The organism is Bordetella ansorpii (genome assembly GCF_900078705.1).
Lineage (GTDB): Bacteria > Pseudomonadota > Gammaproteobacteria > Burkholderiales > Burkholderiaceae_B > Bordetella > Bordetella ansorpii_A.
This window is the reverse complement of record NZ_FKIF01000006.1, coordinates 20080-34718: the sequence shown is the minus strand read 5'-3', so window position 1 is coordinate 34718 and position 14639 is coordinate 20080. Positions and strand designations below refer to the sequence as shown.

Annotated in this window: 14 protein-coding genes; 2 read left to right on the top strand and 12 right to left on the bottom strand. The window is 67.3% G+C overall.

Translation table 11 applies throughout. The annotated features are described in order from the left end of the window. Positions 1-53 precede the first annotated feature (53 nt). The 12 genes from A6745_RS10495 to A6745_RS10440 form a co-directional block, all read right to left on the bottom strand. Entirely contained in the window at positions 54-338 is a 285-nt protein-coding gene (locus A6745_RS10495) for a hypothetical protein (RefSeq protein WP_066126698.1), read from the bottom strand. Positions 339-359: 21 nt separating this feature from the next. After that, positions 360-833, bottom strand: a complete 474-nt coding sequence (locus A6745_RS10490; protein ID WP_066126696.1) for a DUF2269 family protein — start codon at positions 831-833, stop codon at positions 360-362. Continuing rightward, on the bottom strand, positions 830-2080 hold the full coding sequence (locus A6745_RS10485) for an SDR family oxidoreductase (protein ID WP_066126694.1): 1251 nt from the start codon (positions 2078-2080) through the stop codon (positions 830-832). Before A6745_RS10485 ends, A6745_RS10490 begins: the two co-directional genes overlap by 4 nt. A 185-nt stretch (positions 2081-2265) precedes the next feature. Continuing rightward, positions 2266-2796 (bottom strand): GbsR/MarR family transcriptional regulator, encoded by a 531-nt coding sequence (locus A6745_RS10480; protein WP_066126692.1) that lies wholly within the window; start codon positions 2794-2796, stop codon positions 2266-2268. Between the two features lie 80 nt (positions 2797-2876). Further along, positions 2877-3488 carry a cysteine dioxygenase family protein gene (locus tag A6745_RS10475; RefSeq protein WP_066126690.1) on the bottom strand — a complete coding sequence of 204 codons (612 nt, stop codon included), beginning with the start codon at positions 3486-3488 and terminating at the stop codon, positions 2877-2879. After that, positions 3488-4480, bottom strand: coding sequence for an acrylyl-CoA reductase (NADPH) (acuI, locus tag A6745_RS10470; RefSeq protein WP_066126689.1), 993 nt, complete (start codon positions 4478-4480; stop codon positions 3488-3490). Before acuI ends, A6745_RS10475 begins: the two co-directional genes overlap by 1 nt. 83 nt (positions 4481-4563) lie before the next feature. Further along, the gene (locus tag A6745_RS10465) at positions 4564-5310 is read right to left on the bottom strand and encodes an enoyl-CoA hydratase/isomerase family protein (RefSeq protein WP_066126687.1); all 747 of its coding nucleotides are present in this window, start codon (positions 5308-5310) and stop codon (positions 4564-4566) included. Between the two features lie 46 nt (positions 5311-5356). Further along, positions 5357-6865, bottom strand: coding sequence for a class I adenylate-forming enzyme family protein (locus tag A6745_RS10460; protein WP_156513353.1), 1509 nt, complete (start codon positions 6863-6865; stop codon positions 5357-5359). After that, positions 6862-7833: a Bug family tripartite tricarboxylate transporter substrate binding protein gene (locus A6745_RS10455; protein WP_066126682.1), complete on the bottom strand. Its 972-nt coding sequence runs from the start codon at positions 7831-7833 to the stop codon at positions 6862-6864. Before A6745_RS10455 ends, A6745_RS10460 begins: the two co-directional genes overlap by 4 nt. Positions 7834-7905: 72 nt before the next feature. Then, positions 7906-8247: a carboxymuconolactone decarboxylase family protein gene (locus A6745_RS10450; protein ID WP_066126680.1), complete on the bottom strand. Its 342-nt coding sequence runs from the start codon at positions 8245-8247 to the stop codon at positions 7906-7908. Between the two features lie 40 nt (positions 8248-8287). Beyond that, entirely contained in the window at positions 8288-9490 is a 1203-nt protein-coding gene (locus tag A6745_RS10445) for a mandelate racemase/muconate lactonizing enzyme family protein (protein WP_066126679.1), read from the bottom strand. 419 nt (positions 9491-9909) lie between these two features. Next, positions 9910-12663: a M16 family metallopeptidase gene (locus A6745_RS10440; protein ID WP_066126677.1), complete on the bottom strand. Its 2754-nt coding sequence runs from the start codon at positions 12661-12663 to the stop codon at positions 9910-9912. Between the two features lie 126 nt (positions 12664-12789). Between A6745_RS10440 and phnD the strand changes: the two genes are divergently transcribed. Together phnD and phnC are read left to right on the top strand one after the other, a co-directional pair. Continuing rightward, positions 12790-13770 carry a phosphate/phosphite/phosphonate ABC transporter substrate-binding protein gene (phnD, locus tag A6745_RS10435; RefSeq protein WP_082853009.1) on the top strand — a complete coding sequence of 327 codons (981 nt, stop codon included), beginning with the start codon at positions 12790-12792 and terminating at the stop codon, positions 13768-13770. Between the two features lie 2 nt (positions 13771-13772). Further along, positions 13773-14636, top strand: a complete 864-nt coding sequence (phnC, locus tag A6745_RS10430; protein WP_197488135.1) for a phosphonate ABC transporter ATP-binding protein — start codon at positions 13773-13775, stop codon at positions 14634-14636. Positions 14637-14639: the final 3 nt, after the last annotated feature.

The window sequence follows — 14639 nt, the reverse complement described above, 5'->3', positions numbered from 1 at the left end:
GGGCGTTGACGGGCGGCCCGGGCGGCCCGGGCGGCACGCCCAGGGGCGCGGACTCACGCCGAGCCGCCTTCCGCCCGCGCCGTGTCGGCGAGCCACTGCTTGAATCCCAGCCAATCGTTCCAGACGTCCTCCAGGATCAGGTCCCGATAGCCCCGCTTTTCCTCCATGATCTTGGCCACCGACTGGGGCACCATCATGCAGACAGCCTTGTCGCGGGCCTCCAGCACTTCGGTTTCGGTCAGCGGGCTGCCCTTGTCCTTTTCCAGGTTCAGCAGGATCAGGCACAGGGCCGGCACCGGGGTGATGATCAGTGGTTCGTCGTTCTGGACATCGGTCATGATCGGCTCCAGGCAGGTGGCTTACCAGTCAGGCTTGTACACCATCAGGAAATACACCGCCACCATCGCGGCGAACGCGGGATAGCCCAGCAGTTCCCACAGCTTGGCATAGCGCCAGTACCGCGCCGGCAAGGTCACCGCATTGCTGCCGTGCGCGGCCATGGCCATCTGCGCCATCCGGTATTGCAGCCACACCACCGGCAGCCAGCACGCGCCCGCCAGCAGATACAGCCCGATGCTGGCCAGTATCCACGGCGTGTTCCACTGCCATCCCGCCGAGTGCGCCAGCCACAGCCCCGACAGGGGCTGGAAGATCACCGCGGGCGTGGTGAACCAGAGATCCGCGCGCACCACCAGGCGGGACACCGCCGCGATGGCGGGCACGTTGCCCGCGCGGTTGGCGAAGAACAGGTAGAACGCCGTGCCGAAGCCGGTGCCCACCAGCAGCACCGAGGACATGATGTGCAGGGTCTTCATCGTCAGGAACATGTTCATGATTCGCTCTCTTCGGAAAACAACAGGATCAGCAAGGCAAGAATCGGCAGGTTCTTCAGCAGGGGGGCGAAGGGATGCCACAGGAACTCGGGCAGCGCGACGGCGATGACCAGCGAATAGCCGAGAATCAGCGCCGCCTGCGCGGCCCACAGCCGGCGCCCGGGGCGCAACAGCGTGGCGATGCCGAAGGCGGCGTCCAGCGCGCAGGCCGCGTACAGCGCGACCAGCGCCGGCAGGCCATGCAGAGGCACGCCCGCCAGCAGGGCCAGGCTGTCCGCCTGGGGGTAGATGAAAGCGCTGCACACCGCGGTCCAGAGCCATGTGATCGCCAAGGCTCCCCGCAGCAGGGCGGGGCGCCACGCGGCCAGCGCCTGCTGGCGCAGCGCGGGGGCCTCGCGGCGCGGAATGAAAGTCTCGATGCCGGCGGGCGCGCGGCCCAGCACGGCCGCCATGGGGGCGGCGTCGGCGGTGTTGCCGGCGCGCAGCATGCGCCAGGTTTCGCGGGTGAACAGCGAGCCCGGCACGCGTTCGAGCAGGGCGGCGCCCAGGTCCATCAGCCTGCTCGGGATGCCGATGCGCCAGGCGGGCGCGAAACCCATCGACGCGCGGTAGGTGGCAAGCATCTGGCGGTAATCGACCTCCGTTCCCCCGACCACGTCGAGCACGGACGGTTCGGCGTGGTTCCCGTCCAGCAGCCGAACGACGGCTTCGGCGAGTTCATCGATATGCACAGGCCGCAACACCTGGTGGCCGCCCGCGGGTAGCAGATGAACAGGCATCGAGGCCAGCGTGCGGAAGTACCGCGCGGAGGTGCCTTCCGTTCCATAGACCAAGGCAGGCCTCAGGAGGTGATGCGGGATTCCCAGCGATTGCAGATGTTCATCGGCAGCCCGCCGTGTCTGCAAAAACCGTGCATCGCCAGTCTGCGCGCCCAGTGCCGATATTTGAATCACACGCTTCACCCCGGCGCGTACACAGGCATCGAACAACGCGATGGGCGCTTCGCGCTGCACCCGGTCGAACGTCTGTGCGCCGTGCTCGTTGACGATGCCGACGGCGTTGATGACGACGTCCACGCCTTGCAGGCTGTCCATCCAGGCGCCGGCATCGAGATCGACCGTGTAGTCGATGGCGATCTCGTCCGCCGCGCGGGGCTGGCGCACGCCCTTGATGATGCGATGAGGGGCCAGCGCCCTGCACAGTGCGGCGCCGATGAACCCGTTGGCGCCGCAGACCAGGATGTTCAAGCGCTGATGCGCGCATGCGCTGGCGGCCGCCGCCGAGCCGGTTCCGCTCCTTGTGCCTGTCTCCGAAGCCTCTCCGATAGCCCGGTTCATGATTCGCCTATGATTCTTTTATTTCAGATATTTCTGTATAGACAGAAATAATGGGTTCAAAAAAAGCGGACCTGCCTCGCCCGCCGTCGCGCTGCTCAGTCCTTCGAGCGCCGCATCGTCTTGCTGATCCTGGCGCCCAGCCCCAGCGTCTTCATCAGGGTCTCGGGTTTCAAGCGCAGCATCTCGTCCGACCACGCCGTCATGGTCTCCAGGAACACCAGGGTGTCGCGCATGCGTTGCGCCATCTCGCGGTCTTCGCGGCCGATCCCGGGGCTGGCCAGGCTGTCGCGCAGCATGGCCAGGGTGGGGTCGATCTCGCGCTGGCGGCGGCCCTCCACGATCAGCTTGAACAACTCCCAGACATCGGTGGAGGTCTCGAAGTGATCGCGGCGGTCGTCCTTGACGTGCACCACGCGGGCCAGCTTCCAGCTTTGCAGTTCGCGCAGGCTGTTGCTGACGTTGGAGCGCGCCACGCCCAGCGTGTCGGTGATCTCGTCGGCGGGCACGGGACGGCCCAGCAGAAACAGCAGGGCGTGGATCTGCGCGACGGTGCGGTTCACGCCCCACCGGGAGCCCATTTCGCCCCAGTGGAGGATGAAGCGTTCTGCGATTGGCGTCAGTGTCATGGCGCCAATTTAGTTATTTCAGAAATTTCTGTCAAGACAGAAATGAAATGAACCCTTCCCGCGCCTTGCGCGCAGGGTATTCAGGCGGTCAGCCCTGCACGCACTTGTGCCGACCGATCCCACAGATTCGGAACCACCACGCTGCTGTACCCCGACACGAACGGCTTGGCCCGCCCGGAGGCCGGGTCGTACACGTGCCGCGCAATGGCGCCGATGTTGCCGCCGTACAGGTGCACGCTGATCGAGGTGCGGTCGGGATAGGCGTTCCATACCTTGTGCACGTCGCCTTCGACGGGCGACAGCACTTCGATCTGTCCCGGCTGCAAGGCGGCCGGTTCGCCTTCGGTGACACAGGCGCCGTCACGCACCCGATACCGCTGGCTGTACTCGCTGCCGCGCAGCATGCCGACATAGCCCCAGACCGTGTGGTCGTGCACCGGCGTGAACTGCCCCGGCCCCCAGACGAAACTGACCAGGCTGAAGCGTTCCAGCGGATCGCAATGCAGCAGGAACTGCTGGTAGTACTCGGCATGCGGCACGGTGCAGGACTCGGGCAGCCAGTCGTCGTGCGCGATGAGTTTACCCAGTTCGGCTTGCAGCTCGGGTCCGGCCATGCCGGCGGCGCCGTGCCGATCGGCCAGGCGGGTTGCTGCCGCGATGAAGTCGCGCAGCCGATCGAGACGGCGTTCCATTATTTCTCCTCCACCCGCACCAGCACCCGGCCATGCGGCAATTGTCCAGCCAATAGAGGTTCAGCGTACTCGATGGCGCGCGACAGCGGAATCTCTTCGGCCATGCCGTCGATCTGGTCCCCGGGCAGGGTGGCGGCCAGGTCGTCCCAGGCGGCCTGCCGCTGGGCCATCGGGGCATAGACGCTGTCGATGCCCGCCAGCGTGACGCCACGCAGGATGAACGGCATGACGGTGGCCGGCAGGTCCGCGCCCTGCGCCAGCCCGCACGCCGCGACCACGCCGCCGTAGCGCGTTGCGGCGCAGGCATTGGCCAGCGTATGGCTGCCGACGCTGTCCACCACGGCGGCCCAGTGCTCCTTCTGCAAGGGCTTGCCGGCCGCCGACAACTGCGCGCGGTCGACGATGGCGTGCGCGCCCAGCGCCCGCAGCCGCTCGTGCGCGTCGGCGCGGCCGGTGCTGGCGGTGACTTCATGGCCGCGCCGCGCCAGCAGCGCGATGGCGGTGCTGCCCACGCCGCCGTTGGCGCCCGTCACCAGCACCGGACCGCTGCCGGGCGCGACACCCAGCGCCTCCAGCCGGCGAACGCACAGCATGGCGGTGTAGCCGGCCGTGCCCAGTATCATGGCGCGGCGCGCGTCCAGGCCCTTGGGAATCTTCTGCAGCCAGTCGGCCGGCACGCGGGCGTAGCCGGCCAGGCCGCCCCAGCGGGTCTCGCCCAGCCCCCAGCCGTTCAGCAGCACGGCGTCGCCGGCCTTGAAGCCCGGATCATCCGATTGCTCGACGACGCCGGCGAAATCGATGCCGGGCACCATCGGAAACTGGCGCACCACGGGCCCCTTGCCGGTGATGGCCAGGGCGTCCTTGTAGTTCAGGGTGGAGTACTGCACGCGCACGGTCACCGAGCCTTCGGGCAATTGCCCGGCATCGGCCCGGGTCAGCTCGGCGCGAGTGGTCTTGTCTTGCTGGGTCAGCATCAGGGCCGCGAATGTCATGGTCCTCTCCTTCGTCGTTGCTTCGGAAACAGCACCAGGCCGGACACATCGATGTCCGGCCGGCATGGGCAATATGCGGCGTCTCAGCGCCCGGAAAAACGCGGATCGCGCTTGTCGCGGAAGCTGGATACGCCTTCCTGGTAATCGGCGCTGCGGAACACGCGTTCGGTCTCGCGCCAGGCCAGGCCGGCCTGCTCGACAGGACTGGCCGGCACGGTGGCGGCCGCGAAGCGCTTGAGCATCGCCATCACCAGCGGCGCGTTGTCGGCCAGCCGGCGCGCCAGCTTCATGGCCTCTTCCAGGTGCTGGCCCGGTTCGGCCAACCGGTTGACCAGGCCCACGTCATAGGCGCGCTGGGCTTCCAGCACTTCGCCCAGCAGCATGATCTCCATGGCGACCTTGTGCGGAATGCGCGCCGCCAGCGAGGCGATCATGCCGCCCGCGAAGCCCATCTTGGGTTCGGGATAGGTGAAGCGCGCATCGCGCGTGGCCACGCACAGGTCGCACATGGCCACCAGTACCAGCGCGCCGCCCACGCACCAGCCGCTGACCGCCGCGATCAGCGGCTTGTCCAGCGCCACGCCCACGTTGGGCGTGAAGCTGCGATAGTCGGGTGGGCTTTGCGCATCGCGGTCGCGGCCCGACGAAAAGGCCCGCGTGCCCGCGGCGGTGAGGATGCCCACGCGGTCTTCCGGCGTGTCGTTCAGGCGCATCCATGCCGCCGCCAGGCCGGCTTCCACCTCGGGGCCGATGGCGTTCAGGCGGTCGGGGCGGTTGATGGTGATGACGGCGATGCCGTCCCGCGATTCGTAGGTCACTGCATGGCTCATGCCTGTGCCTCCTGCCGCCGCGTGATTCCGTGCTGGAAGAACGTATTCATAGCATCTCTCCTATCTGCTGCATCAATCGGGGTTTCAGGACTTTGCCGTTGGGCGCCACCGGCAGGGCCGGCACGAACAGGATGCGTCCGGGCAGTTTGTAGGGCGACAGCCGCTGGGCCAGGTGCGCGCGTATCGCGGCCTCCCGCGGTTCCACGCCGGGCGCCGGTTCGACGACGGCGATGATCTCCTCGTTGCCCGCCACGGCATGGCCGAACACGGCCGACAGCTGTACGTCGGCATGGCTGTTCAGGGCCTGTTCCACTTCAAGCGGCGACACGTTGAAGCCGGAGCGGATGATCAGGTCCTTGGCGCGGCCGACGATCTCGATGCGCCCATCGGGCAGGCGGCGCGCCAGATCCTGGCTGTTGAACCAGCCGTCGGGCCGCAGCACCGTGGCCGTCAGTTCGGGTGCGCGGTAATAGCCGCGCATCACGTTGGGTCCGCGCAGCCACAACTCGCCTTCCTGGCCGTCCGGCAGTTCACGGCCGTCCGGGTCGCACACGCGCAGGCTGACGCCCGGCGTGGGCGGGCCCACGGAAGTGCCTGGCGCCACGTCTTCCAGCCGCGTCCAGCAGGTGCCCGAGGCTTCGGTCAGGCCGTAGCCGTTGTGCAGCGGCAGGCCGAACAGGCTACGCGCCTGCGCGCTCAGCGTGGGGTCCAGCGGCGCGCCGCCTGCCGCGATGAAGCGCAGCGCGGGCGCGGACAGGCCCTGCGCCGACGCGATCTGCATCAGCCGCGCGAACATGGCGGGCGCACCCTGGAGAATGGTGATGCCTTCGTGCGCAAGGGCCCGCAGGCAGGCTTGCGGATCGAGGCGCGCGACCAGCCTGACGTGCGCGCCCGAGGCCAGCGTTCCCATCAGGCCCGACGACAACCCCATCACATGCGTGATGGGCAGCACGCCATAGACACGGTCGGCGTGCGTGACGCGCCTGAGCGTGCGCATCAGATGGGCGATGTGCAGCAGGTTCGCATGCGTCAGCATCACCCCCTTGGGCTTGCCGGTGCTGCCGGTGGTGTAGATCAGCGCCGCCACCTGCTGCGGACCGGCCTGAACCGGCTCGGCCTCGCTGTCTCGCAACGGGCCGACTGCCACGTCGCCGAAGCCCGCCGGCACGACCGTTGCGCCATGCCGTTCGGCATGCGCCAGCGCGGCGGGCGACTGCGAGGTGACGAACACCACGCGCCGCGGCCGCGACAGGTCGACGATGGCGTCGACCTCCAGCGGCGCGCGTCGCGCGTTCTCCAGCACGGCCCAGGCGTCGATGCGGCCCGCCGCGAGAATCAGCGCGGCCAGCGCCGCGCTGTTCTCGCCGACCAGCATCACGCGGTCGCCGGCCGCGATGCCCTGGCCGCGCAGAAAAGCTGCGGCCTCGTCCACGCAGCCCTGCAGCTGGGCATAGGTCCAGGCCGCGCGGTCATCGCTGACCGCTGGCTGGTCCGGCGTGCGTTCGGCCCATACCCGCAAGCCGTCGGCCAGCCGGACCTGCCCTGCCGGGATCATTGTGGTTTCACATTCATGCTCTGCGTCAGTTTCTGCCATCGCTGCATCTCCTGTTCCACGTACTGGCCGAAGGCCTTGGGACCGGCGTGCGCGGGTTCGGCGCCCAGCGTGGCCAGGGTCTTTTGCGCCTGCGGTTGCGCCAGCGCGGCCTTGATGTCGGCGCTGACGCGCTCCAGCACCTTGGAGGGGGTGCCGGCCGGCGCCCAGACGCCGTACCACGCCGTCACGTCATAGCCCTTCAGGCTTTCGCCGATCGCGGGCACATCAGGCAGGAAGCTGGCGCGCTTGGGCGTGGTGACGCCCAGTGGCCGCAACTGGCCCGAGGTGATGAAGGGCAACGCCTCGTTGGCGAACACCATGGTCGACTGCTGGCCGATGGCGGCCTGGATGGCCTGCGTGCCGCCCTTGAAGGGCACATTGATGATCTCCGCCCCGGACAGCAGGCGGAACAACTCGCAGGACAGATAGGGCGACGAGCCGATGCCCGAAGTCGAGCAGCTCAGTCCCTTGCCGTCCTTCTTGGCCAGCGCGATCAGCTCGGCAATGGTCTTGGCCGGCACCGAGGGGGCCACGGCCAGGTAGTTGGGCACGGTCACCAGTTGCGCCACGGGGGCCAGGTCGCGGCGCAGGTCGTACAGGGGATCCTTGTAGAAGAAGTTGTTCAGCACGTTCGAGATGCTGCCCAGCAGGAAGGTGTAGCCATCCGGGTCGGCCCGCGCCACGAACTGCGATCCCAGCATGCTGCCGGCGCCGGGCCGGTTCTCGACGACCACGGTCTGCTTCAACGTGGTGGTCAGGTGGGCCGCGACCATGCGGCCCAGGGTGTCCGATGCGCCGCCCGCCGTATAGGGCACGATCATGCGGATGGGCTTGTCGTCGGGCCAGGCGGCCACGGCGGGGTGGGTGATGGTTGCTGCGAGTACCCATGCGCAAAACACGCTGGCGCGCCGGCGCGGGAATGCATTCATGTCTGTCTCCTCGCCCCTCCGGTGTATCCCGGAGGTGGTCTGTGTCTGTTCAGGGCGCGGCTGGCCCCGCGTTTATTCCTTGAACTGCCCGAAAGCTTCCATGGCGCGCACCGAATAGACGTAGGCGGCGCCGGCGTTCAGCGCGATGGCGGTGCCCAGCGCCTCGGCGACCTCGGCCTCGGTGGCGCCGGCCTTGCGCGCGGCCGCCGAGTGCGACGAGATGCAGCCATCGCAGCGCGTGGTCACGGCCACCGCCAGCGCGATCAGCTCGCGGGTCTTGGCATCCAGCGTCTTGCCCTGGCCCAGCGCCTCGTTCAGGCCGCGATAGGCCTGCACCACCGGTGGATTGTGTTCGGCGAAAGCCCCAGCGGACTTGCGCAGGTTGGTCAGCGTATCTACCCAGTTGTTCAGCATCGTTGACATCTCCTTGTCGGGAAAAAAGCGGGACTGCGGATCAGTGCTTGGGCCGGGGCTGGATCAGTCCGCCTCCTTGCTTGGGCGGATGGGCGCGCAGGGCCTCTTCCACCGGGTCGGTGCCCCAGCCGGGGCGGTCGGGAACGATCAGGTGGCCGTCGCGGTACTCGGGCGCATGGGTGAACAGTTCGTCATCCCAGGCCAGCCGGTCGATGTCGGTCTCCATGATGCGGAAGTTGGGCGCGGCGCATGCGAAGTGCGCGTTCATGAAGGTGCACAGGTGGCCGTAGAAGTTGTGCGGCGCCACGTTGACCTCGTGCGTGTCCGCCAGGTCGGCGATCTTCATGGATTGCCACACGCCGTTCCAGACCGCATCGACGATGGCCACGTCCACCGCGTTGTTGCGCAGGTAGGGCATGAACTCGCGGGCGCCGAACAGCGTCTCGCACGAGCTGACCGGGAAGGGACTGTGCTGGCGGATATAGGCCAGGGCCTCGGGGTTGTAGGAGTCGATCTCCACCCAGAACAGGTCGTGGTCGGCGATGGCCCGCAACAGCTTCAGGTAGCCCTCGGTCTTGAAGTTGAAGTTCAGGTCCAGCAGGATTTCCATGTCGGGACCGGCCCCGTCGCGCAGCGCTTCCAGGTTGTCGCGCAGGTTGCGGATCAGGCGGCGGTCGGCGTTCAGCTCGGGATAGAACGGCGCGGCGAAACCGGGCCGCCAGGCGTGCGCCGGGCCGTCGTCGAACAGGAACAGATTGGTCTTGAGCGCCGTGAAGCCGCGTTCGCGCGCCTCGCTGCCCATCGCCTTCACGCCGTCCAGGTCGGTGACGGGCGGGCCGAAATACTTGGGATGGTTGATGCGCCAGGCCGGGCAGTGCGACCAGTACACGCGCAGTTCGTCGCGCACCTTGCCGCCCAGCAGCTCGTAGCAGGGCACGCCCAGGATCTTGCCGCGCAGGTCCAGGAGCGCGTTCTCCAGGGCGCCGATGCCTTCGCCCACCACGCCGCCGGCGGCGGGCCGGGTGCGGCTGTAGGCTTCGGCATAAAAACGCTGCGGACCCGGCACCGGCGCGTTCACCAACCCCCGCGCCAACTGCTCGATGACCGCGCTGACGCCCGGCGACCCGAACCCTTCGTCGTACTCGCTCCAGCCCACGAGACCCTCGTCGGTCTCGATCTTGACGAAGTGATAGTTGCGCCACCCCGCGTCGCACGACAGGGTTTCGACGTTGACGATCTTCATCCTGGTTGTCTCCTCTTGGGGCCGGTCCCGCCGGCACGGTGCCGCTGATTTTTCTTTAAATCCTATTATTTAGGAAGTGAATCTTTTGATTCGGGATTATTTTTGGCGATACTACGCCCAAAAAAACTGGGTGACAACACTTGGAACAGGCAGATTCGTCGTTTGCACAGACGAATGTCGCCGGCGTCCAGGCAGCGTCCTGGACGGATTCAGGTGCTTGAAATGATGGTGCGGCGCGGCATTCCGCATGCGTATTGCCCGCGGCAGGCGGACGCGCCGGATGGCCCGGCAGGGCGCCGGGCCTGGCATGGAGAGAGAGGGGGACTATTGCGAGGCCTGGAACTTAAATCCCATTTCATGGGATTTAAGTTCCAGAAATTGACATGATGTGGCGGATCTCTCCGCCGTGACGCGCTGCGTCAGGGCGCCTTCCGGGTGAAGTCGCCCGCCACCGAGGTGCTGAAGTCCTCGGGCTTCAGGTACTTGCGCAGGGCCGCGTTCACGGTGGCCGGCGTCAGCGCCTTCAGCTTCTCGTCGATCTCGGCGGACCAGGCGAAGGTGCGGCCGGTCTTCATGTAGTCGACCCACACGCCCGCCAGCACGGAGTCCTGGGCGCGCGACAGGTTGCGGTAGTTCAGCAGGGCGGTCACGCCGTCACGCACCTCGGCGTCGGTGAAGCCGTCCTTCAGCACGCGGGCCAGTTCTTCCGAGACGGCCTTTTCCAGGCGCTCGCGGTTCTGCGGCGCGTAGATGGCGTAGATGGTCCAGCTGCCGGTGGGTTCGAACGACGAGGCCGTCATGTTGCTGCGCACGTTGTACGACAGCCCTTCCTTCTCGCGCACGCGGCTCCAGAGGCGCGAGGTCTCGGACGTGCCCAGCAGGAAGTTGGCCAGATACAGGGCCGGGAAGTCGGCGCTGGTGTCCTGCAGCTTGATCGGGGCGCGCGAGATGTAGAACGCGTTGGCCTTGTCGGGCGTGGCGATCTCGAACAGTTTGGCCGGCACGTCGCGGTACGGGTTGTCCAGGCGCGTGTAGGCCGGGGCGCGCTTCCAGCCGTCCAGGCCCTTGGTCAGTGCGGTTTGCGCGGCCTTGGGATCGAAGTCGCCCACCGCCGAGAACTTGATGCGGCCGGTGCCGTAGAACTTGTCGTGGAATGCGGCCAGCTGGTCGCGCGCCAGCGACTTCACGTTGGCCAGCGACTCCTCGAAGCTGGGCGTGTAGCGCACGTCGTCGGCCGGCCACGGGTTGTTGTGGCGGGCCAGGGCGCGCGAGGCCAGGGCGGTGGGTTCGGTCATGGCGCTTTGCAGCGAGGTGACCACCTGGCGCTTGTACTCGGCCACTTCCGACTCGGGATAGTTGGCGTTGCGCAGGATATCCAGCACCAGCGAGATCAGTTCCGGCAGGTTCTCGCGCGTGGTCGACATGCCCACCGCCAGGTCGGTGCCCGAGCCGCTGAAGCTGACCTGGGCCTGCATCTTGTCGAAGCGGTCCTCGATGGCCTGGCGCGTCAGTTGCGGCGTGCCGCGGGTCAGCAGGTCGGCGGCGGCGTCGGCGATGTCGCGCTGGCCCTTCAGGGTCTCGGCATCGCCGAATTGCAGCAGCAACTGCGCCTGCACACGCTCGCCGCGCGTGGCCTTGGGCAGCAGGGCCAACTGCACCGGGCCGCCGGGCAGGTCCAGCGTGCGCAGTTGCGTCAGCTTGTCGATGTTGGCGGGCGTGGGATCGAAGGCGGCCACGGCCTTGAAATCGGGATCGCCCTTGTAGTCCTTGAAGACCTGCGCCAGGTCGGGACGCTCGCCCAGCGGCGCGCGCTGCGGCTTGTCCGTGGGGATGTAGCGGCCCTCGGTGCGGTTGGCCCGCACCAGGTAAGCGTCGGCGGCGCGCTGCACGGCGTCCAGCTTGGCGTCGCGGGCGCGGTCGCGCTGCAGGAAGAACAGGCGCCAGTCGCCCGAGGCGATGGCTTCGGACAGCGCCACCCCCACGCGCTCGGGGTCGTTGTAGGTCTGCTGCCAGGCCGTCAGCCACTTGCTGCGCGCGCGCTCGAGTTCCTCGGCGGTGAAGGGCTGCTTGCCCACGGATTCCAGCGTGCCGGTCAGGGTGGCCAGGGCCTTGCCCTCGTCCATGTCGGCCTGCAGTTGCGCGCCGAACATGGCGATGCCGGGATCGTGCTGGTCCATGGTGAAGCCGAAGACGTCGGTGGCTTCCTTGGTCGGCACCAGCGCCTTGTACAAGCGGCCCGAAGGCGTGTCGGCCAGGATGGTGGCCGCCAGGTCGAAGGGCACGAAGTCGGGGCTGCCGGCGGCGGGAATGTGATACATGGCGGCCACCAGCGGCGTGCCGCCGGCGCGGCGCAGCGTGACGGCGCGCTCGCCGTCCTGGGTGGGCTCGACGGTGTATTCGGGCGGCAGCTTGCGCTTGGGGCGGGGCAGCTTGCCCAGCGTGCCCTGGATGTCGGCGAGCGCCGTCTTAGGGTCGAACTTGCCGGCCACGATCAGCACGGCGTTGTCGGGCTGGTAATACTGGTGATAGAACGCCCGCAACTGGCCGATGTCGACGTTTTCCACGTCGGAGCGCGCCCCGATGGTCTGCTTGCCGTAGTTGTGCCACTGGTAGGCGGTGGCCTGCATCTTCTGCATCAGGATGCGGAAGGGGCTGTTCTCGCCGCTTTCCATCTCGTTGCGGACCACGGTCATTTCCGAATCCAGGTCCGACTTCAGGATGGTCGAATTGACCATCGCGTCGGCCTGCCAGCCCAGATACCATTTCAGGGTCTCGGGATTGGCCGCGAAACTGGCGAAGTAGTTGGTGCGGTCGGCGGCGGTGGTGCCGTTGGCCTGCAAGCCGCGCCGCGAGAACTCGCCCAGCGCGTTGCGCATGGTCGGCGTGCCCTTGAACATCATGTGTTCCAGCAGGTGGGCCATGCCGGTCTGGCCGTAATTCTCGTTACGCGAGCCCACCAGGTACGTCATGTTGACGGTGGTGGAGGGCTTGGATGCGTCCGGGGCCAGCAGCACGCGCAAACCATTGTCCAGCCTGTACTCGGTAATGCCTTCGACCGAGGTGACTTCGGAGACGCCCTTGGGCAGCGGCGCGGCCCCGGCCTGGAAGGCCAGGAACGACGACACCAGCAGCACCGGCAGGCGGCATGGCAGTACCGAGAAGGAAAGACGCATGTTTCGTGCCCTGTTCAGTTGCGGAATCCGGTTGGAGTTTATCCCTAGCCATTGGTTCACCGCCCGTCATGGGCTTGTCACGAATCTGTCGAAAAATGTCCGCCGGTTTCCTGACACGGGGTTGAAATGAAAACGAAGCAGCTGTTCGGTATTGCGCTCATGGGCATGGCCGGGGCGTTCTCGGCTCCGTTCGCGGGCGCCGCGGAATGCGCCCAGGGTGATCTCGACAAGAAGTTCTGCGACGCCAACGGCGACATGGTGGCCGATGCCCCCACGGATCCCAAGCAGTGGGTCGACCCGTCGGTGCTGATCTTCGCCTACACCCCCGTCGAAGACCCCGAGGTGTACCGCGGCGTCTGGGACGAGTTCCTGCGCCACATGGAGAAGACCACCGGCAAGAAGGTGCAGTTCTTCCCCGTGCAATCGAATGCCGCGCAGCTGGAGGCCATGCGCTCCGGCCGCCTGCACGTGGCCGGTTTCAACACCGGCAGCAACCCGCTGGCCGTGAACTGCGCCGGCTTCGTGCCCATGGCCATGATGGCCGACAGGAAGGGCGCCTACGGCTACGAGATGGAAATCATCGTGCCGGCCGACAGCCCCGCGCAGAAGATCGAAGACCTGAAGGGCAAGACCATCGCCTTCACGTCGCAGACGTCCAACTCCGGTTACAAGGCGCCGTCGGCGCTGTTGGCCAGCACCTACAAGATGCAGGCCGAGCGCGATTACAAGCCGGCGTTCTCGGGCAAGCACGACAACTCGGTGATCGGCGTGGCCAACAAGGACTACGACGCCGCCGCCGTGGCCAACTCGGTCATGTACCGCATGTTCGCGCGCAACGCCGTGGACAAGTCCAGGATCCGCACCATCTACAAGTCGCAGTCGTTCCCCACCACGGGCTACGGCTACGTCTACAACCTGAAACCCGAGCTGGCCGAGAAGGTGAAGCAGGCTTTCTTCTCGTTCAACTGGGAAGGCACGCAACTGCTGAAGGAATTCAGCAAGACCGAACCGGCGCAGGAAAGCTTCATCCCGATCACCTACAAGGAACACTGGGCCGTGGTTCGCGAGATCGACCGGGCCATGAACGTCTCCTACACCTGCAAGTAAGCATGGCCGGAACCGCGCCGGCTGGGCAGGACGAGCCCCTGCTCGCGCTGCAAGGGCTGGTCAAGCGCTATCCGACCGGCGACCTGGCGCTGGACCACGTCGACCTGGCCGTGCCGCGCGGCCAGGTGCTGGCGCTGATTGGTCCGTCCGGCGCGGGCAAGAGCACCCTGATCCGCTGCGTGAACCGGCTGGTCGAGCCTTCGGGGGGCGAGGTGCGGCTGCAAGGTCGGGCCCTGGGCGGCCTGTCCGCGCGCGCGCTGCGCCAGGCGCGCCGCCAGCTCGGCATGATCTTCCAGGAATATGCCCTGGTCGAACGCCTGACGGTCATGGAGAACGTGCTGTCGGGCCGTCTGGGCTACACGGGGTTCTGGCGCAGCTGGACGCGCCGTTACCCCCAGGCCGACATCCAGCAGGCCTACTATCTGCTGGACCGCGTGGGCCTGACGGGTTTCGAGAACAAGCGCGCCGATGCCCTGTCGGGGGGGCAGCGCCAGCGCGTGGGCATCGCCCGGGCGCTGATGCAGGAGCCCCTGCTGCTGCTGGTGGACGAGCCCACCGCCAGCCTGGATCCGAAAACCTCGCGGCAGATCATGCGCCTGCTGTGCGAGATCTGCCGCGAACGCGGGCTGTCCGCGGTCATCAACATCCACGACGTGGCGCTGGCCACGCAGTTCGCCGACCGCATCGTCGGCCTGCGCAAGGGAAAGCTGGTCTATGACGGGTTGCCCACCGGGCTGACGCCCGACGTGCTGACCGACATCTACGGCCAGGAAGACTGGAACGCCTCGGGCCACGCCGCCACCGGGGATGCGGCGGATGCCGGCGAGGACGACGTGGCGCTGCGCGCGGCATCGGCGGCGGCATGAGCA

Bases quoted from the DNA above. Each gene is read 5' to 3' on its own strand.
- A6745_RS10490 (WP_066126696.1), bottom strand. From the start codon at position 833: ATGAACATGTTCCTGACGATGAAGACCCTGCACATCATGTCCTCGGTG.
- A6745_RS10450 (WP_066126680.1), bottom strand. From the start codon at position 8,247: ATGCTGAACAACTGGGTAGATACGCTGACCAACCTGCGCAAGTCCGCT.
- A6745_RS10445 (WP_066126679.1), bottom strand. From the start codon at position 9,490: ATGAAGATCGTCAACGTCGAAACCCTGTCGTGCGACGCGGGGTGGCGC.
- A6745_RS10480 (WP_066126692.1), bottom strand. From the start codon at position 2,796: ATGACACTGACGCCAATCGCAGAACGCTTCATCCTCCACTGGGGCGAA.
- A6745_RS10465 (WP_066126687.1), bottom strand. From the start codon at position 5,310: ATGAGCCATGCAGTGACCTACGAATCGCGGGACGGCATCGCCGTCATC.
- A6745_RS10495 (WP_066126698.1), bottom strand. From the start codon at position 338: ATGACCGATGTCCAGAACGACGAACCACTGATCATCACCCCGGTGCCG.
- phnC (WP_197488135.1), top strand. From the start codon at position 13,773: ATGGCCGGAACCGCGCCGGCTGGGCAGGACGAGCCCCTGCTCGCGCTG.
- A6745_RS10440 (WP_066126677.1), bottom strand. From the start codon at position 12,663: ATGCGTCTTTCCTTCTCGGTACTGCCATGCCGCCTGCCGGTGCTGCTG.
- A6745_RS10475 (WP_066126690.1), bottom strand. From the start codon at position 3,488: ATGGAACGCCGTCTCGATCGGCTGCGCGACTTCATCGCGGCAGCAACC.
- phnD (WP_082853009.1), top strand. From the start codon at position 12,790: ATGAAAACGAAGCAGCTGTTCGGTATTGCGCTCATGGGCATGGCCGGG.
- A6745_RS10460 (WP_156513353.1), bottom strand. From the start codon at position 6,865: ATGATCCCGGCAGGGCAGGTCCGGCTGGCCGACGGCTTGCGGGTATGG.
- A6745_RS10455 (WP_066126682.1), bottom strand. From the start codon at position 7,833: ATGAATGCATTCCCGCGCCGGCGCGCCAGCGTGTTTTGCGCATGGGTA.
- acuI (WP_066126689.1), bottom strand. From the start codon at position 4,480: ATGACATTCGCGGCCCTGATGCTGACCCAGCAAGACAAGACCACTCGC.